Source organism: Mesorhizobium sp. M1B.F.Ca.ET.045.04.1.1, from assembly GCF_003952465.1.
GTDB classification, from domain to species: Bacteria; Pseudomonadota; Alphaproteobacteria; order Rhizobiales; family Rhizobiaceae; genus Mesorhizobium; species Mesorhizobium shonense.
On the sequence record NZ_CP034448.1, the window covers coordinates 6,541,087 to 6,563,252 of the forward strand.

The 22,166-nt window shown below is 65.0% G+C and carries 22 protein-coding genes; 7 read left to right on the forward strand and 15 right to left on the reverse strand.

Annotated features, from left to right (window positions below):
- Positions 1–70 precede the first annotated feature (70 nt).
- Together EJ071_RS32610 and EJ071_RS32615 are read right to left on the reverse strand one after the other, a co-directional pair.
- Positions 71–1,252 carry a cell wall hydrolase gene (locus tag EJ071_RS32610; protein ID WP_126101530.1) on the reverse strand — a complete coding sequence of 394 codons (1,182 nt, stop codon included), beginning with the start codon at positions 1,250–1,252 and terminating at the stop codon, positions 71–73.
- 129 nt (positions 1,253–1,381) lie between these two features.
- Positions 1,382–2,656 (reverse strand): MFS transporter, encoded by a 1,275-nt coding sequence (locus EJ071_RS32615; protein ID WP_126101531.1) that lies wholly within the window; start codon positions 2,654–2,656, stop codon positions 1,382–1,384.
- A 116-nt stretch (positions 2,657–2,772) separates the two neighbouring features.
- Between EJ071_RS32615 and EJ071_RS32620 the strand changes: the two genes are divergently transcribed.
- Positions 2,773–3,693, forward strand: coding sequence for a LysR substrate-binding domain-containing protein (locus EJ071_RS32620; protein ID WP_126101532.1), 921 nt, complete (start codon positions 2,773–2,775; stop codon positions 3,691–3,693).
- A 263-nt stretch (positions 3,694–3,956) separates the two neighbouring features.
- Here the strand turns inward: EJ071_RS32620 and der are convergent, their stop codons facing one another.
- Both der and EJ071_RS32630 read right to left on the reverse strand, forming a co-directional pair.
- On the reverse strand, positions 3,957–5,387 hold the full coding sequence (gene der / locus EJ071_RS32625; RefSeq protein ID WP_126101533.1) for a ribosome biogenesis GTPase Der: 1,431 nt from the start codon (positions 5,385–5,387) through the stop codon (positions 3,957–3,959).
- Between the two features lie 6 nt (positions 5,388–5,393).
- Positions 5,394–6,059 (reverse strand): tetratricopeptide repeat protein, encoded by a 666-nt coding sequence (locus EJ071_RS32630; protein WP_126101534.1) that lies wholly within the window; start codon positions 6,057–6,059, stop codon positions 5,394–5,396.
- A gap of 202 nt (positions 6,060–6,261) precedes the next feature.
- On the opposite strand from EJ071_RS32630, the gene EJ071_RS32635 reads away from it, so the two are divergent.
- Complete coding sequence (locus EJ071_RS32635; RefSeq protein WP_126101535.1) at positions 6,262–7,269, forward strand: polysaccharide deacetylase; 1,008 nt, start codon at positions 6,262–6,264, stop codon at positions 7,267–7,269.
- 22 nt (positions 7,270–7,291) lie between these two features.
- On the opposite strand, the gene sbmA is transcribed toward EJ071_RS32635, so the two are convergent.
- From sbmA to EJ071_RS32650, 3 genes are all read right to left on the reverse strand, one after another.
- Positions 7,292–8,551 (reverse strand): peptide antibiotic transporter SbmA, encoded by a 1,260-nt coding sequence (gene sbmA / locus EJ071_RS32640; RefSeq protein WP_126101536.1) that lies wholly within the window; start codon positions 8,549–8,551, stop codon positions 7,292–7,294.
- Between the two features lie 122 nt (positions 8,552–8,673).
- The gene (locus EJ071_RS32645) at positions 8,674–9,834 is read right to left on the reverse strand and encodes a YbfB/YjiJ family MFS transporter (protein ID WP_126101537.1); all 1,161 of its coding nucleotides are present in this window, start codon (positions 9,832–9,834) and stop codon (positions 8,674–8,676) included.
- A gap of 72 nt (positions 9,835–9,906) precedes the next feature.
- Positions 9,907–10,104 carry a hypothetical protein gene (locus EJ071_RS32650; protein ID WP_126101538.1) on the reverse strand — a complete coding sequence of 66 codons (198 nt, stop codon included), beginning with the start codon at positions 10,102–10,104 and terminating at the stop codon, positions 9,907–9,909.
- A gap of 97 nt (positions 10,105–10,201) precedes the next feature.
- Between EJ071_RS32650 and EJ071_RS32655 the strand changes: the two genes are divergently transcribed.
- The 3 genes from EJ071_RS32655 to EJ071_RS32665 all read left to right on the forward strand — a co-directional run bounded on the left by EJ071_RS32655 (position 10,202) and on the right by EJ071_RS32665 (position 12,991).
- Positions 10,202–11,116, forward strand: coding sequence for a LysR substrate-binding domain-containing protein (locus EJ071_RS32655; RefSeq protein WP_126101539.1), 915 nt, complete (start codon positions 10,202–10,204; stop codon positions 11,114–11,116).
- 185 nt (positions 11,117–11,301) lie between these two features.
- A complete protein-coding gene (locus tag EJ071_RS32660; RefSeq protein ID WP_126101540.1) occupies positions 11,302–12,558 on the forward strand; it encodes an aminopeptidase in 1,257 nt (418 codons plus the stop codon).
- 79 nt (positions 12,559–12,637) lie between these two features.
- On the forward strand, positions 12,638–12,991 hold the full coding sequence (locus EJ071_RS32665; RefSeq protein ID WP_126101541.1) for a DUF488 domain-containing protein: 354 nt from the start codon (positions 12,638–12,640) through the stop codon (positions 12,989–12,991).
- Between the two features lie 242 nt (positions 12,992–13,233).
- Here the strand turns inward: EJ071_RS32665 and EJ071_RS32670 are convergent, their stop codons facing one another.
- Positions 13,234–13,581, reverse strand: coding sequence for an ArsC family reductase (locus EJ071_RS32670; RefSeq protein WP_126101542.1), 348 nt, complete (start codon positions 13,579–13,581; stop codon positions 13,234–13,236).
- 148 nt (positions 13,582–13,729) lie between these two features.
- On the opposite strand from EJ071_RS32670, the gene EJ071_RS32675 reads away from it, so the two are divergent.
- Positions 13,730–14,086, forward strand: a complete 357-nt coding sequence (locus EJ071_RS32675; protein ID WP_126101543.1) for a metalloregulator ArsR/SmtB family transcription factor — start codon at positions 13,730–13,732, stop codon at positions 14,084–14,086.
- Positions 14,083–14,562, forward strand: coding sequence for an SRPBCC family protein (locus EJ071_RS32680; protein WP_126101544.1), 480 nt, complete (start codon positions 14,083–14,085; stop codon positions 14,560–14,562). Before EJ071_RS32675 ends, EJ071_RS32680 begins: the two co-directional genes overlap by 4 nt.
- 95 nt (positions 14,563–14,657) lie before the next feature.
- Here EJ071_RS32680 and EJ071_RS32685 read toward each other — a convergent pair whose 3' ends face one another.
- From EJ071_RS32685 to EJ071_RS32715, 7 genes are all read right to left on the reverse strand, one after another.
- Positions 14,658–15,011: a nuclear transport factor 2 family protein gene (locus tag EJ071_RS32685; RefSeq protein ID WP_126101545.1), complete on the reverse strand. Its 354-nt coding sequence runs from the start codon at positions 15,009–15,011 to the stop codon at positions 14,658–14,660.
- 111 nt (positions 15,012–15,122) lie between these two features.
- On the reverse strand, positions 15,123–16,109 hold the full coding sequence (locus EJ071_RS32690; RefSeq protein ID WP_126101546.1) for a 2-dehydropantoate 2-reductase: 987 nt from the start codon (positions 16,107–16,109) through the stop codon (positions 15,123–15,125).
- Entirely contained in the window at positions 16,109–17,638 is a 1,530-nt protein-coding gene (locus EJ071_RS32695) for an acyl--CoA ligase (protein ID WP_126101547.1), read from the reverse strand. Before EJ071_RS32695 ends, EJ071_RS32690 begins: the two co-directional genes overlap by 1 nt.
- A gap of 50 nt (positions 17,639–17,688) precedes the next feature.
- Complete coding sequence (ggt, locus tag EJ071_RS32700; protein ID WP_126102812.1) at positions 17,689–19,275, reverse strand: gamma-glutamyltransferase; 1,587 nt, start codon at positions 19,273–19,275, stop codon at positions 17,689–17,691.
- A gap of 22 nt (positions 19,276–19,297) precedes the next feature.
- Positions 19,298–20,098 (reverse strand): ABC transporter permease, encoded by an 801-nt coding sequence (locus EJ071_RS32705; protein WP_126101548.1) that lies wholly within the window; start codon positions 20,096–20,098, stop codon positions 19,298–19,300.
- A complete protein-coding gene (locus tag EJ071_RS32710; protein WP_126101549.1) occupies positions 20,095–21,018 on the reverse strand; it encodes an ABC transporter permease in 924 nt (307 codons plus the stop codon). Before EJ071_RS32710 ends, EJ071_RS32705 begins: the two co-directional genes overlap by 4 nt.
- Complete coding sequence (locus tag EJ071_RS32715; RefSeq protein ID WP_126102813.1) at positions 21,015–22,097, reverse strand: ABC transporter ATP-binding protein; 1,083 nt, start codon at positions 22,095–22,097, stop codon at positions 21,015–21,017. The genes EJ071_RS32710 and EJ071_RS32715 overlap by 4 nt, the downstream gene beginning before the upstream one ends.
- Between the last annotated feature and the right edge of the window lie 69 nt (positions 22,098–22,166).

Consider the following 22,166-nt stretch of genomic DNA (forward strand, 5'->3'; position numbering starts at 1 on the left):
CGCGCGGCGAGCGATAAACGGTGTTGACGGAGGCACCGATTAAGCGGCTCAGCCGAGCCGCCCAAACGGCTCAGCTCCAGCCGCCGCCATAGGTGCGGTAGAAGATATGCAGGCCGATCCTGGTCATGCGCTGCATGGCGCGCGCCCAGCCGGGATGGACGTAGTTGGCGTAGTAATGCGTCGAGGAGCCGACCTCGGGAATGAAGATCTTGCCGGCAGTCACCGCCATGGCGACTTCCTGGGCGGTCTTATAGGAGGCCGTGTCGGTGATGCGCTTCTTCCTGCCGTCGCAGGCGAAGGAGAACTGGCAGCGGTTGAACCAGTCGTCGTTCTGGTAGACGACGCCGCAGATCGTCTTCGGATAGGCCGGGTTGCGAACGCGGTTGAGGATCACCTGCGCCACCGCTGCCTGGCCGCGCACCGGCTCGCTGCGCGCCTCGAAATAGATGCCCTTGGCGAGGCATTCCTGTTCCGGCTTGGAGAAGACGGCCGCCGGCAGCGGGTTCTGCATCCATGCGTGGTCGCCCTTGCCCATCGGCGGGATGAAGCGTCCGTTGTTCGGATCGTCCTGCAGCAGCGCCTCGAAGGGCGAGGCCTTGGCATAGTCCGGCGCCGACTGGGCATAGGCGGTGGCAAGGATATCCGGCTTGTCGTTGTTGACGAGAGCGACGAGAGCCGCCGGCAGGCCGGGATCCGGCTTCTTGTCCTCGCGGATATGGAAGGCCTGGGCGATCTGGACTTCCTTGCCCTTGATCTCAGGCTTGGCGAAGGTGAGCTTCAGGTTGCTGTCCATCGCGGGACGGAGCAGCGAGGAGCTGCGCTCGAAGATCGAACCGGCGCTGAAATTCTTCGGCGGCGCCACCGGCGACACCTGGACAAGGCGGCCCTTCTTATCGGCGCGTACGACGCGGTCCTCGTCGGGCGTGGCGCCGGCGACGTTGCCCTTGCCGCGAAACGCCACCGTGCCGACGCCGGGCAATGCCACGCCGGAACCGGAGATCGAGCCCGTGGCGGCCGAATCGACGAACGGCATCTCGGCGGCATGCACCGAACCTGCGACGGATTTTTCGACATAGGCGTTCCAGCGATGGCTGGGCGACTCCAGCCCGGAAACGAGGCTCGCCATGTCCTGATAGGCGACGACGGACGGAAAGCCGACCCAGAAGCCGAGCCCCAGAACCAAGGGAGGAAGGAAGGAAGGTTTATTCGCAACGGCGGCGGCGACGAGCCGCTTTAAAACGCGTCGATGCACGGAACTCTCCAGAAACGCTACTGACCCCGGAGAGCCAAAATGAAGCATTAACCTTGATGCGGGGTTAACGGCATCGATCGTGTTTTTTTCATGTTGAAGGCAAGCTGGCCAAGAATCGAGCTGTGTGATTCAGGCAGGGCGCAGGAAGATCGGCCAGGCGATCGCCGCGCAGATCGCGGCCGCCAGCCACACGCCCGGCCATGCGAAGACAATCAAGAGCCAGGGAATGGCGATCGGCACCAGGCAGAAGCCGACGAAGACAAGGGTGTTGGCGAGGCTGAGCGCGGTGCCGACATGGCCGGCGCCGGCGAGCGTGGCAAGCTCGGTATAGGCAACGCCATGCCAGGCCGAGACGGAGATGCCGGCTACGACCACCATGACGGGCAGGAACACCATCAGCGCCGGCTGTCCGGCCGCCGCGATCGCCAACAGCCAGAGGACCAGGAAGGCCAGCGCGCTGAGCGCTGCGCAGAGCCTCAGGAACGGCCGGCGGTTGCCGTGGCGGTCGGTGAAGCGGCCGCTCCAGACGCGCATCGCCATGGCGCCGGTCTGCACGATAGCGAGGCTGGCGCTGGTCGCCCACGTGCCCATGCCGGCGAAGTCGTGCAGGAAGACCGACGCAAAGGTGAGCACCGCCACCTGCGGGAAGCAGAGCAGGCCGATGGCTGTCGAGATGCGCCAGACGTCGATGTTGCGCAGCGGCGCCGGGCCGCTCGCTGCGGCGCTGGCGTGAGCGCCGCCTTGCGCCGGCGGCTCGTGCAGCCAGCGCCAGGCAAAGAAGGCTGACAGCGCGGATAGAGCCGCCAGGAGGCCGAACACCGCGGCAAAGCCCAGGGTAAGCGCCAGCGACGGCAGGACCAGCGCGCCGAGCCCGCCGCCGAGCGGCACCGCCGTCTGCCTGATGCTCATGGCAAAGCCGCGCTCGCCCTCGCCGAACCATCCCATGATGGCGCGGCCGCTTGAGCCGTTGACGCTGCCGCCGAGCAGGCCGGCAACGAGCAGGCTTGCCGAAAGCAGCGCAACGCCCGGAACGGCCGTTTTCGCCGGCACGACGAGCATCGCCATGATGAAAAGCCATGCCGCCGTGGCGCCGAGCCCGGTCAATAGCACGCGGCGGTCCCCCCAGCGGTCGGTGAGCACGCCCCAGGGCAGTTCGCTGAGCGCCACGCCGAGGCCGAGAAGCCCGAGCGCCAGGCCGAGCTCGGCATTGCCGAGATGGTAGCCCTGGCGCATCGCCACCGCGGTTGCCGGTATGCCGGAAAAGGTCGCGGAGAAGCCGGCGTTGGCGGCGACACCGATGCCCAGCACTTTCCAGCGATGATTGGGCCCGAAGGTTCGGCCGGTCGAAACTCCGGTGTCTCGCGCAGGCGGTTGGCAGTCGTTGCGGGTGACGATGGCTGACATGATTCCATTCCCGTGATGCCGGTCGACCGGCCTTGACGGGGTGGATGTAGCGCCATAGCTTCATCCATAAAATCAGGAAGTTTTTGATCGGCAATCCTGAAAATAAGGACGGTTCCATGCGACGCATCACATTCGACCTCGACGTCCTCAGGACCTTCGTCACCGGCATGGAGCTGGGCAGCTTCGCCAAGGCGGCCGAGCGGCTTGGCCGCTCGACCTCAGCCGTCAGCGCGCAGCTGAAGAAGCTGGAGGAACAGGCGGCAACGCCGATCTTCCGCAAGGCGGGGCGCGGCCTGGCGCTCACCGAAGCCGGCGAGACCATGCTCGGCTATGCGCGGCGCCTGATCGAGCTCAACGACGAGGCGGCCTCCGCCATCCGTGACGTCGAGCTGGAGGGCTGGGTGCGGCTTGGCCTGCAGGAGGATTTCGGCGAAGCCGTGCTGCCGGAAGTGCTCGGTCGCTTCGCCCGCGCCCATCCCAAGGTGCGGATCGAAGCGCGGATCGGACGCAGCCACGAGCTTGCCGAGCGCGTGCTTTCAGGCAGCCTCGACATCGCGCTCGCCTGGCACGACGGCACGACGCTGCCCTATAGCCGGCACGTCGCCGACGTGCAGGCGCGCTGGATCGGTCCGGCCAAACCGGTTGCGCCGGCCCCCCGAGACCGCGAAGCGCTGCCGCTGGTGGTGTTCGAGGCGCCCTGCCTGCTCAGAACCGTGGCGACCGAGACGCTCGACCGTGCCGGCCTCGCCTGGCGCATGGCCTTCTCCAGCCCCAGCCTTGGCGGCATCTGGGCGGCGGTGGCGGCGGGGCTCGGCCTGACGATCCGCACCGATATCGACCTGCCGGCCAATGTCAGGGCGCTCGCGCCCGGCGTGCTCGGGTTGCCGGCGCTGCCGAAGATGGCGCTGCATCTGCATCAGAAGGACGCCGAGCTCGATCCGGTGGCGGCGCGCCTGGCCGACATTCTGCTGCAGTCGGCGCTCGAGGCGCTGCCGGAAGGGGCGCGAACCGGTGAGGGGCTGCGGAAGGTCGCTTAGCTTTTTCGGACAAGCAGCGCCGCGAATCGGAGCATCCAGCGTCGCGTTCCGTCACACCCCCTCTGTCCTGCCGGACATCTCCCCCGCAAGGGGGGAGATTGGATTTCGCCACTGCTTTCGCCAATCACCAACGTTGAAAAGGGGGCGCCAAGAACAAAGCTGCTGATCTCCCCCTTGCGGGGGAGATGTCCGGCAGGACAGAGGGGGGTGCTGTCCCGCCAGCGTTGCGAAAATCCTAGCTACCCCGCGATGGACGATAACCTTCAGCGCTTCTTCGCCCTGCCGGCGAAAGGATTGTCCGAGGTGCGCAGCGCCATGCGGATCGGCACGCCGGGCATGTCGAAGGCCTCGCGCAGGCTGTTCGACAGGTAGCGGACATAGGATTGCGGCATCGCATCCGGGCGCGAGCACGACACCACGAAGCCCGGCGGGCGGGTCTTTGCCTGCGTGACATATTTGATCTTCAGCCGGCGGCCGGCGACGGCGGGCGGCGGATGATGCGCAAGGATGCCTTCCAGCCAGCGGTTGAGCTTGCCGGTCGAGACGCGGCTGTTCCAGACCTTGTGTGTCTTGATGACGGCATCCATCAGCCGGTCGAGGCCGCGCCCGGTCTCGGCCGAGACCGTCACCGCCTGGATGCCGCGCACCTGCGGCAGCAGGCGTTCGGTCTTCTCGCGCAGCTCGGCCAAAAGCTCCTGCGGGTTGTCGATCAGGTCCCATTTGTTGAAGGCGATCACCGGCGCACGTCCCTCGCGGATGATCAGGTCGGCGATCTGCAGATCCTGCTTCTCGAAGGGGATGGTGGCGTCGAGCACGATGATGACGATCTCGGCGAAGCGGATGGCGCGCAACCCGTCCTGCACGGAAAGCTTCTCGAGCTTCTCCTGGACCTTCGACTTGCGCCGCATGCCGGCCGTGTCGAAGAGTTTTATCCGGCGGCCTCGCCAGTCCCAGTCGACCGAGATGGAATCGCGGGTGATGCCGGCTTCCGGGCCGGTCAGCAGCCGCTCCTCGCCGATCAGCGCGTTGATCAGCGTCGACTTGCCGGCATTGGGGCGGCCGACGACGGCGATGCGCAGCGGCTTGGTGTCGTCATAGACAGGCTCGGCATCTGGATCGGCGATGTCCTCGCCGATCAGCACCTCGCTGACGGCGATCTCGTCGCTTGCCGCTTCCTCGTCCTCGCCGAAGGCGCGCTCCTCGCCAATGGCCGCGATCACCGCGTCGCGCAGATCGGGCATGCCCTGGCCATGTTCGGCCGAGACGGGGATCGGCTCACCAAGGCCAAGCTCCCACGCTTCCAGCATGCCGCCCTGAGCGCCGCGGGCTTCCGCCTTGTTGGCGACCACCACGACCGGCTTGCCGGACTTGCGCACCACCTCGGCAAAAGTCCGGTCGTCGGGCATCAGGCCCGACTTGGCGTCAATGGTGAAAAAGATCAGGTCGGCGTCGCGGATCGCGATCTCGGTCTGCAGGCGCATGCGGCCGGGCAGCGTGGAAGCCGCCGCATCCTCGAAGCCGGCGGTGTCGATGACGTCGAAGTGGAGATCGTAAAGCTTGGCCGCGTGGACGCGACGGTCGCGCGTCACCCCCGGCGTGTCGTCGACAAGCGCCAGCTTCTTTCCCACCAGCCGATTGAAAAGAGTCGATTTGCCGACATTAGGCCGGCCGATGATGGCGACTTTGAACGACATCCGGGGTCACGAAGCGTTGCCCGACCCGCGGATCAGTTCGGCCATCAACTGCGCCCGCTGGCGCACATTGCGCGGAGCGCCGTCATCCGAAGAGATCTGGTCGAACAGTTTGAGCGCGTCCGCAGACTTGCCTTCCTTCCAGGCGGCAAGGCCAAGCGCCTCGCGCGCCGAGCTGCGCAGCGGGTTGGTGTCGGCGGTCAACGCCTCGACACGGCTGGAGACATCGGCGAAGGAGCCGTGATCGACCAGCAACAGCGCCGCCCTCAGGCGGGCCATGTCGCGGATGCCGGTCGGAATGGCAGTGTCGGCTGCAACCTCGTCGAAATCCTTGACGGCGGCGTCGACGTCGCCCTTGTCGGCCTTGACGGTCGCGGCGCGCATGCGGGCGAGCAGCGGATAGGCGCCGTAGCCATCCTTTTCCAGTTGGTCCAGAGCGGCGATCGCCTCGTCGTTCTTGCCGTCATTGGCAAGCTTGAGCGCCTGCGAGAACGCATCGCCCGAGCGATTGGCGCGGGTCTCGTCCCAATAGCGGTAGCCAACGACGGCGGCCGTGCCCACCACCACCAGGATGGCGAGGCCAAGCAGCGCCGGGCCAAAACGGTCCCACAGCGCCTGCGCCTGCTCGCGACGAATCTCTTCGTTCACTTCGCGGATAAAACTGTCGTCCGACATCAATCAAAAAACCATTGCGGCCCCGGATGAGGCGCTTCTTGAGCCCGCGTTTTAGCGAAATTTTGTCGGCATGGAAGGGGGATGCGTGGAAAATCGGCGGGACGAGCCAAGGCGGTTTTCCAGGCGAGCCGGAACGCACCGGTGCCACATTTGGCCGATAGCCGGCTTTGGAATAGTCCGAAAGATCGCCCAAAGGTTGCCAGTGCCACATCCGTTCCGCGTCCTTGCGTTCAGTCTCGCCGCGTTTGCCACCATTGGTGCGGCTTTCGCCGATCCGCCCAAATCGCGGCAGCCCATATCGGCGAAGCCAAAGCAGATCGTGCTGATCTCCTTCGACAGCGCGCGCGAAATCTCGCAATGGGAACGCAGCCGTGCGCTGGCGAAGCGCACCGGCGCGCGCTTCACCTATTTTCTGTCCTGCGTCTTCCTGCTCTCGCCGGAGACGCGCGGACAATACGTCGCGCCCGGCAAGGGCGCCGGCAAATCCAATATCGGCTTCGCCGCCTCGAAGCAGGAGGTGGCGGACCGGCTGGAGCAGATCGGGCTCGCGGCAAGCGAAGGCCACGACATCGGCAGCCATGCCTGCGGCCATTTCGACGGCAAGGACTGGAGCAAGGCCGACTGGCTGGCCGAGTTCGGCGGGTTCCGGCACATCCTCGAAAATGCCTATGCGATCAACGGCATTTCACCCGAGCCGCCCGGATGGCGCGAGTTCGCGCGCCATGCCGTGACCGGTTTTCGCGCGCCGTACCTGTCGACCGACAGGGCGCTTTACGAAGCGCTGCCCGAGGCCGGCTTCCACTATGACGCAAGCGGGGTCTCGAACGGCCCTGCCCTGCCGCCGACGAAGAACGGCACCACCCGCTTTGCGCTGCCGCTGATCCCGGAAGGGTCGAGGTCGAAGCCGGTGGTCGCCATGGACTACAACCTCTATGTCCGCCATTCCGGCGGCTTCGAGATGCCGGCCAAGGCGGACGAGTTTGCCGACCGCGCCTACCACGCGTTCCGCGCCGCCTTCGATGCCCAATACGACGGCAAGCGCCTGCCGCTGGAACTCGGCTTCCACTTCACGCAGATGAACAACGGCGCCTATTGGGACGCGCTCGAGCGCTTCGCCGATGAAGTCTGCGTCATGCGGCAGGTCGAGTGCATCAGCTTCCGCGATTATGTCGCGCGCCAGCGCTCCGGCGAGGCGGTCGCAGGCGGCTGAGCCGCCCACCGCCCAACTCTATTCAAGCCGGATCCTCGGCACCCTGCCTTGCCAGATAGCGCTGGTCGATATCCGGCAGCGGCTCGCCCTGCAGCGTCGCCTCGAAGGCGCGCAGGCGCTTATGCACGGACTGCAGCTCGACGATGGTCGACCATGAGGTGAGCAGGAACTGCAGCGACCCGGTCACCTTGCCGAAGGCGTTCGAGATCTGGTTCAGCGCGCCGAAGGTTATCTTGTGCGCCACCAGCGAAGGCCCGAGGATCAGCAGCGAGAAGATGTTGTCGGCTTGCAGGTAGGTGTAACGGACGACGTTGAAATAGATGTAGTGGAAATAGAGCCTGAAATAGTTGTGGCGGACATTGGCGAACAGCTCGGCAGTGGTCGCCGGCTGCGCCCGGTCGGGATGGTCTTCGCCGTAGACGAGTTCCTTACGATAGGCAGCCTCGACACGTTGGTTGCGAAACTGCAGGCCCGGCAGTTTTAGACCCGCAAGCATCACCGAAACCGTTCCGAAGAGACACCAGGCAAGCGCTGCGACGACGAGTGGCTGCGGTATGGCGCCGACGATGGGCAGTTCGCTGATGTGCGCCTGCAGCTGAATCATCACCGGCAGGAAGGCGATCAGGGTCATGATCGACTGGACAAAGCTGGACCCCAGATCCTCCATGATCTGCGAGAAGCGCATCGTATCTTCCTGGATGCGCTGCGAGGCGCCCTCGATATGGCGCAGGCGGCTCCAATTCTCGATGAAATAGTTGTTCATCGCCGTGCGCCAGCGGAAAATCCAGTGGCTGACGATGAAGGCATTGACCACCTGCACATTCATGCCGACCAGCGCCAGCCATGAGAAGTCGGCCAATCCGATATAAAACTCGCTATCGGTCGACTGTCCCGTACCCGACATCAAACCCTGAACATAGTCGAAGAACGGGCCGTACCAGGCATTGACGGCGACGCTGACCTGCACGTTGAAATAGATGAAGAACAGGATGACGGCCGTCATCAGGATCGACCAGTTCTGCCACGGATGCGGGGCATACCAGCTCCAGAACGCGTAGAAGATCGCCACGCAGGCGGCAAAGTAGATGTAGAACCACAGGAACGGCTTCGACCAAAGCACCGCGATGCCGATGATCGGTGGAGCACCGGCCGCCGCCGGCGGCAGGCCGAGGACGGCACCCAGCTGCTCGCCGCCGAAGAACCAGAACAGGATCCCCGCGAGGCTCCAGACGGCGGCCGAGGTGAAGAAAAGCTTCGGCTGCGGGAAGAAGGATACGAACACTGTGACGGGTTTCCTCGGTCTGACCGCAAATCAGCGGCGTTGCTGTTTGGCGGGCATAAGGTCACACATTAGTGGGAAAGAAAATGCCCTGCCCGATGCCCGGCACCGAGCAAGACCACAAATCATGGCGATTTTGGTGCAGCCGACCAGGCAATGACGCCGGACACCAGCAAAGCGGCAGCCGCCATTGCCGAGGCAAGCACGTAATTACCCGAGGCCTGCGCGAGCAGGCCGGCGGCGATCGGACCGATGATCTGGCCGAGGCCGAAGGCCGCGGTCATCACCGCGAAGATGCGGCGCGGCGCCTGCGGCGCAAGCTGCCTCGCCGCCTGCAGGCCAAGTGCCGTGATGGCTATGAAGGTGCCGCCGAGCAGGACGCCGGCGAGCAGCGGTCCGGTGAAACCCTTGACGACGACGCTGGCGGTGACGCCGACCACCTCGACCAGGCAGCTCACGCAGTAAGCCGCGTAGAGCCCGGTCCTGGCGGCGAGCTTCTGCCAGAACCAAGTCGAGGGAAAACCGGCAAGGCCGGCGACCATCCAGACAGTGGCCTCGAAGACGCGTCCGCCGCCGCCCTGTCGAACGATGGCGACCAGGAAAGTGGCCGTCACCACATAGCCGAAGCCGAACAGCCCGTAGGCAAGGATCATCTTCGTCAGCGACCTGTCCTTCGGCAATGCCGGCTCAGGTCCATCGACGCCGTTGGCCGGCGTGGCCGAACCTGCGAGCAGCGCGACGGCGAGCAGGCCAGCCGCCGAAAGCGCTCCCGACCAAAGCCATCCGGCGGCCCAGCCGGCATGTCCGGTAACGAGAATGGCCAACAGCGCCGAGGAAGCCGCGATGCCGAGGCCGACGCCGCCGAAATGCAACGCCTGCAGGTGGCTACGGCCGGACGCGGCAAGATGGCTGAAGACGATCGATGACATGAACACCATGACGAAGGCGCTGGCGAGCCCGGCAAGGAAGCGGATGACGATGAATGCCGCCATCGTCTCGTTCAGACCCATCAGGGCTGCAAGCACGGCGCTGGCGGCAAGGCTGGCGAACATCAGCAAACGCTCGCGGCCGTGCGCCCAGCCGCCGGCAGCGGCAAGCGCGCCGATGAGGTAGCCGAGATAGTTGGCGGAGGCGATCCAGCCGGCATCGGCCGGCGTCAGGTGCAGCTCCTCCATCATGCCGGGCAGGATCGGCGTGTAGACGAAGCGGCCGATGCCCATGGCGACGGCGAGCGCCACCATGCCGGCGACGGCAAGACGCAAAGGGGATGGCGAGGCGGCTTTCATTGCAGCGCAACATAAGTGTGTGCGCAGGCGAAACAACCGTGCTTGCGTTGGGCCAGTTCGGTCAGGCCGCCTTCAGCGGCAGGCCGTCTCGTATGCCGTGCGGCGGGCCGTCAGCCGGAATGGCATGTCGCCGAGCTCGCGCTCCGACATGGTGTCGAGCACCGGGTGCGACAGCGGGTCGACGACCCAGCGGGCGATCTCGTCCTCGCCATACCGGCCCTGTTTGGGCTCGGTGTTGGAAAGCGCCGTCAGCAAAGATAAAATCTTCATTGGATTTGCCTCCAAGCTCTGACCAGCCTCGCTAAAATCAGCCTTTTCTTGCCAAGTTTCAATTGAGATTTCGGCCCCACCGGTTTAGAAAAACTGAATGGCTTTGCTGAACCGCGTCCATTTGAACGGCCTGCGTGCCGTCGAAACCGTCGCCCGGCTGGGCTCGCTCGCCGCCGCGGCCGCCGAGCTCAATGTCTCGGTCAGCGCGGTCAGCCAGCAGGTCAAACGCACGGAAAAGCAACTGGGACAGGCGCTGTTCGAGCGAACGCCCGGCGGACTGGTCCCGACCGAATTCGGCAATGTCTTCACGGCGCGGCTCAGCGCAGGCTTCCGTGAGCTCGCGCAAGCGGTGGCGCTGGCCGGCGAGGCAAGCGAGTGCACGCTGGTGGTGTCGGTGGCGCCGGCCTTCGCCTCGAAATGGCTGCTGCCAAGGCTGTCGCGGCATTTTGCCCGTCACCCCAATGTGCTGCTGCGCATCGACGCATCGGGCCGGATCGCCGATCTCGATCATTCCGACATCGACGTCGGCATCCGGATGGGCGATGGCAAATGGCCGGACGTGCGCGCGGAGCTGCTGCTGGCGCAGGAAATGTTTCCAGTCTGCGCACCGTCGATCGCGGCCAAGCTCAGGTTGATCGAGGATCTGGCGCAGACCTGCGCCATCACCGACGAACGGTCGATGATCAGCTGGGACAGCTGGTTCGAGGCGGCGGGGGTGAAGCCTGTCACCTTCCTCAAGGGCGCGCGCTTTACCGATCCGATGCTTTGCCTGGAGTCCGCAATCGCCGGCCATGGCGTGATGCTTGCCTGGCAATTGCTCACCGCAGATGCATTGGCCGACGGTCGGCTGGTCGCGCCTTTCGGCGTGCGGGCTGAGAGCGGGCTCGGCTACTGGCTTGTGACATCGGAAACAAAGAGCGAGAGCCGCAAGGTGCGCGACTTCAAGGTCTGGATCCGCGAGGAGATCGCGGCCACCATGGCGCAGTTCCGCGCATTGGACAGCGCCGCCTAAGCTCGTTTGAGCATGATCTTTCCGAACCGAAGGTCAGCGCAGCAAAAACCGCTGCGCACTTTTCGCTGACGCGGTCCTCCGGTTCGGGATCATGCTTAGAGAACAGGCCCAGTCGATCGCGGTGGAAAGGTCAGGCTCACCGGTCTATGTAAGAACCAGACCCCAACATAATGGCAGGCAGGATCATGACCACACATTCGCGCGGCGTCTCGGCAACAATCGACCCGGTGAAGCTCGACAGGCTGGCCGAGGTGGCCGTCAAGGTCGGGCTGCAGTTGCAGCCGGGACAGGACCTGGTGCTGACCTCGTCGATCGCGGCGCTGCCGCTGACCCGGCGCATCGTCGAGCATGCCTACAAGGCCGGCGCCGGGCTGGTGACGCCGATCTTCAACGACGACGAGATCACACTGGCGCGCTTCCGTTACGGCGCCGACGCCGGCTTCGACCGCGCCGCCGGCTGGCTCTATGAAGGTATGGCAAAGGCCTTCGCCAACAATGCAGCGCGGCTCGCGGTGCGCGGCGAGGACCCATCGCTGCTGTCTGAGCAGGACCCGGCCAAGGTGGCGCGCGCCAACAAGGCGAATTCGATGGCCTACCAGCCGGCTTTGGAAAAGATCACCGGCTTCGACATCAACTGGAACATCGTCGCCTATCCCGATCTTGCCTGGGCGAAGCAGGTATTTCCTGGCGAGCCCGACGACGTCGCGGTGGTGAAGCTCGCGGACGCCATCTTCTCGGCCTCGCGGGTGGATGTCGAGGATCCGATCGGCAACTGGAAGGCGCACAACGCGGCGCTGGCCGAGCGCACGAAATGGCTGAACGAGCATAATTTCCATGCCCTGCATTTCACCGGCCCCGGCACCGACCTGACCGTCGGACTGGCGGAAGGCCATGAATGGATGGGCGGCGCCTCGACGGCCAAGAACGGCATCACCTGCAACCCGAACATCCCGACCGAGGAAGTCTTCACCACGCCACATGCATGGCGCGTCGAGGGCCACGTCTCCTCGACCAAGCCGCTCTCCTACCAGGGCACGCTGATCGATGAGATTTCCGTCCGCTTCGAGGGCGGACGGATCGTCGAGGCCAAGGCTTCGAAGGGTGAGGACGTGTTGAAGAAGGTGCTCGACACCGACGAGGGCGCGCGCCGGCTCGGCGAAGTGGCGCTGGTGCCGCATTCCTCGCCGATCGCCAAGAGCGGGCTCTTGTTCTTCAACACGCTGTTCGACGAGAACGCGGCCTGCCACATCGCGCTCGGACAATGCTATTCGAAGTGCTTCGTCAACGGCGCTTCGCTCAGCCAGGACGAGATCGCGCAACGCGGCGGCAACAAGAGCTTTATCCACATCGACTGGATGATCGGCTCGGACAAGATCGACATCGACGGCGTCGGCAAGGACGGCAGCCGCGTGCCGGTCATGCGCAAGGGCGAATGGGCCTGAGAGGGCTCATTGTTTTGCGCAATTCCGGACGGAAAACCGCTGCGCACTTTTCCTGGAATTGCTTGGCAAAGGAGGCGTAATGGCCTTCGACATAGCGGTGAAGCGCGTCTACGAGGCGCCTGAGAAGACAGACGGCCAGCGCGTGCTGGTCGACCGCATCTGGCCGCGCGGCGTCGCCAAGAAGGACGCCGCGCTCACCCTTTGGCTAAAAGAGATCGCGCCGAGCGACGCGCTGCGCAAATGGTTCGGACACGATCCCGAACGCTGGGCGGAGTTCCAGAAGCGGTACCGTGTCGAGCTCGACCGGAACGAGGAGGCGGTGGCGCAACTGCGCAATGTGCTTCGCGAGGGCAAGGTGACGCTGCTCTATGGCGCGCATGACGAAGCGCACAACAATGCGGTGGCGCTGGCGGGGTATTTGCGAGGGGCGTGAGGAGTCTCACAGCGTTGGCGATTGGCGAAGGCCGATGCGACGTCCAATCTCCCCCTTGCGGGGGAGATGCCCGGCAGGGCAGAGGGGGGTGCTGTCCCTCCGGCCTCTCAACCATTCGCTGCCGCATACCGAGACAGGTCGCGCTGGAACACGTTCGACCAAGGTCGCGTTCCTTCACCCCCCTCTGGCCTGCCGGCCATCTCCCCCGCAAGGGGGAGATTGGCAGCTTCGCCGTCCCGCCTCTACTTCACCGCCTCCTCATAAACTTCCGGCTTGAACCCAACGAGAACCCTGTCACCCACTTCCAGCACGGGGCGCTTGATCATGGTCGGCTTCGCAAGCATCAGCTTCCTAGCCTTCTTCTCGTCGAGCGCTTCCTTGTCCTTCTCCGGCAACTCGCGATAAGTGGTGCTCCCCTTGTTGAGCAGCTTTTGCCAGCCGACCTTGCCGACCCAGCCGTTCAGCCTCTCCGCCTCGATGCCTTCGGCGCGATAGTCGTGGAAGCGATAGGGAACGTCATTGCTGTCCAGCCAGACGCGCGCCTTCTTGATCGTGTCGCAGGTGGTGATGCCGTACATGGTGATCGTCAACAGATGCTCCTCGTGCGGACGTTGAATTCCGCGGCACCGTAGAACCACCACTTACCCATTGCCAGCGGAATGCGGAGATTTTGGTCTTGCCAACACTAATGTTTTTTCCTAAGTATTTGCCGCAGCAGCAACAAGAAATGGACAGTCGATGATCAGCCCGCAGCCCGCCAGTCAGAGCACGCCGCCGATCGACGGCATCTTTCGCGCGCTCGCCGATCCGACGCGGCGACGGGTGGTGGAGCGGCTGAACAGAAGCCCCGCCTCGGTCAGCGAACTGGCAGAGCCGTTCGAGATGGCCCTGCCCTCCTTCGTCGAGCACCTGAAAGTGCTGGAAGGCTGCGGACTGGTGCAATCGGAAAAGGCCGGCCGGGTGAGGACCTACAGGCTTTCGCCCGAACCGCTGAAGCTCGCGGAAAACTGGCTCGCCGAACAGCGCGCGCTGTGGGAGCGCCGCCTCGACCAGTTCGACGCCTATGTGATGAACCTCAAGGAGACAGAAAAGTGAGCTATCCGTTCAAGCCCAACCCGAAGCTGGATCTGACGCTGGAGCGCTTCCTGGATGCGCCGCGCGAATTGCTGTGGCGCGCCTGGACCACGCCTGAGGACGTCAAGCAGTGGTTCACGCCGAAGCCCTGGATCATCACCGATTGCGAGATCGACCTCAGGCCCGGCGGCCTGTTCCGCACGCGCATGCAGTCGCCCGACGGCAAGGAGGTCAGCGACCGCCATTGCTGCTATCTCGAGATCGTGCCGAACGAACGGCTGGTGTGGACCGACGCGCTGCTGCCGGGCTACCGGCCGTCCGGCAAGCCCTTCATCACCGCGGTCGTTGCGCTGACGCCCGAAGGCAAGGGCACGCGCTACACGGCCACCGCCATTCATCGCGACGAGGCGACGCGCGACAACCATGAGGAGATGGGTTTCTTCGACGGCTGGGGCACGGTGGCCGACCAGCTTGCGGAGTATGTGAAGACCATTTGAGAAGCTGGCATGGCGGCCAAGATATCATCCTGGCCGCCACGCCTGATTTTTAGATCTGACAGCGAAAGACGCGAGATGCTACGGGCCGATCGGCCTCAATAATAGAAGCGCTCTTCGCTGATCTTGCCGTTCTTGACCGTGTAGAGGCCGACCTCATCCATGGTGACGCGCTCGCCGGTGGATTTGGGCGTTATGTCGAAGGTGAAGCGCAATGCGAACTGGTCGCCATTGACATAGGGGCCATCGATCGAGCCGCCGTGAACCTCATGGTTCGCTTCCCACCATTCGCCCTTCTGCTTCACGGCTTCCTTGCCGTTGCAAACGGACATCGGCCCTTCCATTGCCTCGTAGCTGGTGATGTCGTCGGCATTGTATTTCGCGGCAGCGCTGTGGCTGTCGCCCTGCTTGAGGAGTTCGGTGAAGTCCTTGGCAATATCCGCAGTGGTCATGATTTCCTCCCGTTCGAGACGAGACTTGAAGTAGGGTACCGCCCGCTGGGCCGCCACCGCCGACCCCGCTGGTAGCTGACACTTCGTGTCAGGATGGATCGACGGTTGCGATCAACCTTCGCGATAGCACCCGCGTTCGATTGCCAAGCGACGTACCAGCGCCAGCACGCTGTCGATGGTCGGCGTCGGCTTGGCAGTGAGGCGGCCGAGCTCCTGTACGGCGCCCACCAGCGCGTCGATCTCCATCGGACGGCCGCGTTCCAGGTCCTGCAGCATCGAGGTCTTGTGCTCGCCGACATCGCCGGCGCCCTTGATGCGCCGGTCGACGGGGATGAGAAAGCGCACGCCGAGGCTCTCGCCGATCGCCTGCGCCTCGATCATCATAGAACGGACGACTGCCCGCGTGCCTTCATCGGCGACGATGGCCGCCAGCGTGCTGCAGGTCAGCGCCGAGATCGGGTTGAAGGAGAGATTGCCCCACAGCTTCACCCAGATCTCCGAGCGTATGTCCTCGCGGACCGGCGCCTGCAGCCCGGCCTTGACCATTTCGCGCGCAAGGGCGGTGACGCGCTCGCTCTTTTCGCCCGAAGGCTCGCCGAGCGAGAAGCGCATGCCCTCGACATGGCGAATGAGGCCCGGCGCATCGACCTCGACGGCCGGATAGATGACGGAGCCGATGACGCGCTCGGGCCCGATGGCTTCCCAGATCCTTCCGCCGGGATCGACCGCATCGAGCCGCGTGCCGTCGAGCGCGCCGCCCGCTTTGTAGAAATACCACCAGGGCACGCCGTTCTGCATGGTGACGACCGCCGTCCCCCCGCCCAGCAACGGCGCGATTTCCTGGAGCGCCGGCGCCAGCGAATGCGCCTTCAGCGCCAGCACGACATAATCCTGCCTGCCGAGTTCTTCGGCCCGCGCGGCGGCTCTCACCGAAGCTACCGTTTCCTTGCCGTCCTCGACCAGGCGAAGACCGCTAGCCTTGATCGCTTCGAGATGCGCGCCGCGCGCCACGATCGACAGATCGACCCGGCCGGCGATCGCGAGCTTGGCGGCGAGATAGCCGCCGATCGCGCCGGCGCCAAAAACTGTAATGCGCATCAGCCGAGACCGAGCTTTGCCGCGAGGCCGATGCGCTGCAACTTGCCGGTCGCGCCCTTGGGGATCTCGTCCAGGATCACCACCTTGCGCGGCACCTTGAAGTCGGCGAGCCGGGTCGAGGCAAAGCCGCGGATATCGGCCTCGCTGGCGCTCTGGCCTTCGCGCAGCACTATCGCCGCCGCGACCTCCTCGCCGAGCTTGTCATGCGGCATGGCGAAGGTGACGACCTGCGCCACCGCCGGATGGTCCATCAGCACGCCGTCGACCTCGAGCGGCGAGATCTTCTCGCCGCCGCGGTTGATGATCTCCTTCAGCCGGCCGGTGACGCGCAGGTAGTTGTCCTCGTCGAGCACCCCCTGGTCGCCGGTGTGGAACCAGCCATGGGCGAAGGCGCTGGCATTGGCGTCCGGGTTGTTCTCGTAGCCGGCGGTGACGTTCGGGCCGCGAATGACGATCTCGCCGATCTCGCCCGCTTTGAGCAGCCGTCCGTCCGGCGCCATGACGGCCACTTCCGGTCCCGCCGACGCGCCGACGCTGCCCGGCTTGCGCTGGCCCGGCGGCAGCCGGTTGGACGCCATCTGGTGGGCAGCCTCGGTCATGCCGTAGGACTCGATCACCGGACAGCCGAAGGTCGCCTCCAGCTCGGCCATCACCTGCGCCGGCAAGAAGGCCGACGACGAGCGGATGAAACGCAAATTTGCTCCGGCGAGCTGTTCGGCGTTGCGCGCGGCGCGCGGCAGGATCGCCTGATGCATGGTCGGCACCGCCGTGTACCAGCTCGGCTTCGCTTCGGAGAGCCACTGGAAGAAGCGCAGCGCGTTGAAGCCCGGCGTGCAGAAGACGCTGCCGCCGGCGGCGAGCGAGGAGAGCACGGCCGCGATCAGTCCGTGGATGTGGAACAAAGGCATGATGTTGAGGCAGCGATCGGCCGGGCTCAGGCCAAGTGTCGCGCCGATGTGGGCGGCCGAAGCGGCGAGATTGGCGTGGCTGAGCGGCACCAGTTTCGGACGCGAGGTGGTGCCGGAAGTGTGAAGTAGAAGCGCGGTGTCCCCATCCTCGGCCAAGCCCGACAAAACAGGCGGGCCGACCGGGTCACCCTCGATCGCGAAGACACCGGCCGGCGCGCCGGCCGGCACGATCAAGCGCAGCACAGGGATGCCGAGACGTTCGGCAACCTCGACCGAGGGACCTGCCTCGTCCTTGCCGACCAGGATCGCCTTGACGCCGATATCGCTCAGATAGAAATCGAGCTCGTCGGCCCGGTAAGCCGGATTGAGCGGCGCGGTGGAAGCGCTTGCTGCGACCGCGATGAAGGCCGTCGCCATCTCGGGGCCGTTCGGCAGCACGATGGCGACGCGATCGCCACGGCCGATGCCGAGCGCGTTGAGCCGCGCCACCGTCTCGCCAATCAGCCGGCGCAGCCCGCCATGCGAGAGGGCTGTCCGTTCGGGCGCCGCGATGGCCGGCGCGTCTGAGGCTCCCGGTGCAAGGCGATGGGCAAGATCGGTGGCGTTTTCGTTGTTTGTCATGGTTCCAGACTATGTTTCGAACGATCGGCCGATGTCCAGCAAAGGCCTGCTCAATATCCGAGCGCCAGGCCGTCCTTGCGCGGATCGGAAGCGCCGGTCAGCGTGCCTTTTTCCCAATCGATCAGCACCGCCTGTCCGCCGCCAAGCGGATGGTCGGGCTCGACGACACGATGGCCACGGCGACGCAGGCCCTCGATGGCGTCGGCACGAACGCTGCGCTCGGCCTCGACGACGTCATGGTTGTAGAAGACTCGCGCGGCATCCAGCGCCTGCTGCGGATCCATGCCGAAGTCGATCATGTTGGTCAAAAGATGCACATGGCCGAAGGGCTGGTAGCCGCCTCCCATGACGCCGAAGGGCATCACCGCGCGGCCATTCTTCGTCATCATCCCCGGCATGATCGTATGCATCGGCCGCTTGCCCGGCGCTATTGCGTTCGGGTGCTTCGCATCGAGCCGGAAGCTCGAGCCGCGGTTCTGCAGCACGACACCGCTCTTGGGACCGACGACGCCGCTGCCGAAGGAATAATAGGTCGAGTTGATGAAGCTCACCGCGTTCAAGTCACGGTCGACGACGGTGATGTAGACCGTGTCGCTGCCCGGCAGGTCGAGGCGCGGAAGATTGGTCATGGCACGCTCAGGATCAATCGCGGCGCGGAGACGATCGGCATAGGCGCTGGAAAGCAGCTCCTTCACCGGCACAGCGACATGGTCCTGGTCGGCGATCAGGTTGTCGCGATCGCGATAGGCCAGCCGCCCGGCCTCGATTTCCAGATGCAGGCGCTCGGCGCCATTCGGGTCGAGCGCAGCAAGATCGAAGCCGGAGAGCACGTTCAGCATCAAGAGCGCGGTCAGGCCCTGGTTGTTCGGCGGCATCTGGTGGATGTCGTGGCCGCGATAGGAGGTGCCGAGCGCGGTCTTGTAATCGCCCTTCGTGGCGGCGAAGTCGTCAAGCGTGTGCAGTCCACCCAGTTCGCGAAGCCGGCCGACAATATCCTCGGCCACTGCCCCCTCGTAAAAGCCGGCGCGGCCCTTTGCGGCGATGACGCGCAGCGTCTCGGCGAGTTCCGGCTGGCGATGCACATCGCCGGCCTTCGGCGGCTTGCCGCCCGGCAGGAAGATGCGAGTTGCCACCTCGTCGGCCGACAGATCGGTTTCAGGATCAGCCCAGTCGAAGGCGACGCGGTCATGCACGACATAGCCTTCTTCGGCATAATGGATGGCCGGAGCAAGAGCATCGGCTATGCCCTTGCGGCCATGGTCCTCCAGCAGCCGGCACCAGGCGTCGACGGCACCGGGAACGGTGACCGCGTGCGGGCCCTGTTTCGGCAGCTCGCTAAAACCCTTTTCCAGGTACCAGTCGACCGTCGCTGCCTTGGGCGCGCGGCCCGATCCGTTGAAGGCAAGCACCTCGCCCTGCCCCTTCGGGCAATAGAGGACAAAACAGTCGCCGCCGACGCCGGTCGATTGCGGCTCGACCACAGCCTGTACGGCGGCGGCGCAGACCGCCGCGTCCATGGCGTTGCCGCCGGAGCGCAGCATGTCGATGGCCGCAAGCGTCGACAGAGGATGCGAGGTCGCGGCCATGGCTTCGGTGGCGCGGACCGGCGAGCGGCCTGGGAACTGGAAATCACGCATGCTGGTATTGGTATCCCTCACTTCAACGTCCGCGGCCGAAAAGCTGGGCGGCGGACAACAAGACGATCGATAGCACGATCAGGCAAGTCGAAATGGCGGCAATCGTCGGATCGATCTGGTCGCGCAGCGCATTGAACATGCGACGCGTCAGCGTCGTCGTCTCGCCGCCGGAAATGAACAACGAGACCACGACCTCGTCGAAAGAGGTGATGAAGGCGAACAGCGCGCCCGACACGATTGAGAAGCGCAGCTGCGGCATGGTCACCTGGAAGAAGGCGGCGAAGCGCCCGGCGCCGAGGCTGCGCGCGACCATCTCCTGGTTCATATCGTAGGAGCGCAGTCCCGACAGGACTGTGAGCACGACCAGCGGCAGCGCTTGCACGGTATGGGCGATGACGAGGCCGGTCAGCGTGTTGTTGAGGCCGATGCGGGCGTAGAGAAAGAAGGTGCCGATGCCGATCAGGATGACCGGGATGATCAGCGATGCCGTGAGCAGCGCATTGATGGCGCCGGTCAGCCGCAGCGTGCCGGCGTTGATGGCGTAGGCCGCGGCGGTGCCGAGCGGCGTCGCCACGATCGCCGTCATAACCGCCACCTTGACCGAGACGATGGTGGCGTCGCGCCACTCGACGGAGCCGAAATAGCTTTCATACCAGCGCAGCGACCATTGCTCGGGCGGGAACTGCAGCAGCGTCGAGCCGGAGAAGGACATGATAACGATGATCACCGAAGGGGCGATCAGGAACAGCATGACGAAGCCGCCGAGCAGATAAAGCCAGAGGCGTTGCCAGTGCGAGATGGGCAGGCTGTTTTCCGTGCTCATCGCCGGCTCCATACGCCGGTGGCGCGGGCGCCGAGCAGCCGCTGGAACAACCCTAAGAGCGCCAGCGTGACGGCAAGCAGCACGACGCCGAGCGCGGCGCCCGCGCCCCAGTTGGAATAGAGGCTGGTGGCCTGCTCCATGCGCATCGCCCACATGATGACCTTGCCGCCGCCCATCAGCGCCGGCGTGACGAAGAAGCCGAGGCAAAGCACGAAGACGATGACGACGCCGGACGCCAGGCCCGGCAGCGACAGCGGGAAGAATATCTGCCGGAAAGTGGCGGCGGGGCTGGCGCCGAGATTCATGCCGGCGCGCAGGCAGTCGACGTCGATGGTCTTCATCGAGGCGTAGAGCGGCAGCACCAGGAACGGCAGCATGATGTGGGTCATGCCGATGACGACGCCGGCGAAATTGTTGGCAAGCGGCAGCGGCTGGCCGATCAGCCCGAGGTCGATCAGCCAGTTGTTGATGAGGCCCTTGCGCTGCAGGATGACCAGCCAGGCATAGGTGCGCACCAGCACCGAGGTCCAGAACGGCAGGATGACGAAGATCAGGCAGATCGAGGCCGCGCGGCGCGGCAGCTGCGACAGCATATAGGCCAACGGATAGCCGAACAGCACGCAGGCGCCGGTGACCATGAAGGCGACCTTGAACGTCGTAGCAAAGGTCTTGATGTAGGACGCCTGCTCGAAGAAACGCGCGTAGTTGGCGGCGCTGAGCTGACCGGTCTCGTCGAACAGCGAGAGCCAGAACAGCCAGCCGATCGGCACGATGATGACGGCGAAGACCAGGAACAGCCCGGGCGATAGCAGCGCCAGCAGCCCCAGCGCCTGGCGCCGGGCATCGGCGCGCAGCGCATCGGCGTTCAGCACGCCGTCCGGCCTGCCGGCATGGTCGAGGCTGGCGGACCCGACGCTCATTGATCCGCCACCAGCACGACATCCTGAGCATCGATGCCAAGCGTGATCGGCTCGCCGGGCGCCGGCAGCTTCGCCAGCACGTCCGAGCGGCAATAGTCGCGCAACGTCACTTGCCGGCCGTCGCGCAGCGTCGCGTAGCAGATGAAGCTGTCACCCTGATAGATGACATCGCCGACGGTCGCCGGCAGCATATTGAGTGTGCCGGCCTGTTCCGCCTCGGCGACCAGCCGCAGCTTTTCCGGCCGCACCACCATCAGATGCCGGCCGGCGGACGGCGCCGCACCGTTCATGCGCAGCTTCCTGTCCTCATGCCAGACGCTGCCATTGCGGCATTCGACCGGGATGAAGTTGGATTCACCGATGAAGCCGGCGACGAATTTTGTCCGTGGCCTGGCGTAGAGGGCTTCGGGCTGGTCGATCTGCTCGATGCGGCCGGCGTTCATGACGGCGATGCGGTCCGACATGGTGATCGCCTCACGCTGGTCGTGCGTGACATAGACGGTCGTCATGCCGAGCCGGCGGTGCAGGTTGCGCAGCTCGATCTGCATATGCTCGCGCAGGCCTTTGTCGAGCGCCGACAGCGGCTCGTCCATCAGCACGATGCGCGGCTCGAAGACAATGGCGCGGGCCAGAGCCACTCGCTGGCGCTGGCCGCCGGAAAGCTGGTCGACGCGGCGCTCGCCCAGGCCTTTCAGTTGCACCAGATCGAGCGCCCTCTCCACACGCTCGGCCGTTTCCGCCGCCGACACGCGCCGCTGCTTCAGCGGAAAAGCGATGTTGTGGAAGACGTTCATATGCGGGAACAATGCATAATTCTGGAACACCATGCCGATGTTGCGCTTGTGCGGCGGCATGGTGATGATCTCCTCGCCACCGACTTTGATTGAGCCGGCATTGGCGCGCACGAACCCCGCCAGGATCATCAGCAACGTCGTCTTTCCCGAGCCCGACGGGCCGAGCAGCGTCAGGAATTCTCCGGCGGCGACGTCGAGGCTGAGGTCGCTCAGGATGGAGAGAACGCCAAAGCGCTTCTCGATGCCGTGGATGCCGATGGGAAGCGCGGACGGCGCGAGAGACAAGAGCATCTCCTTCAACTCCGGATCATTGTCGGCGAACGGTACGGAGCGGCGCATAATGGGCCGCTCCGT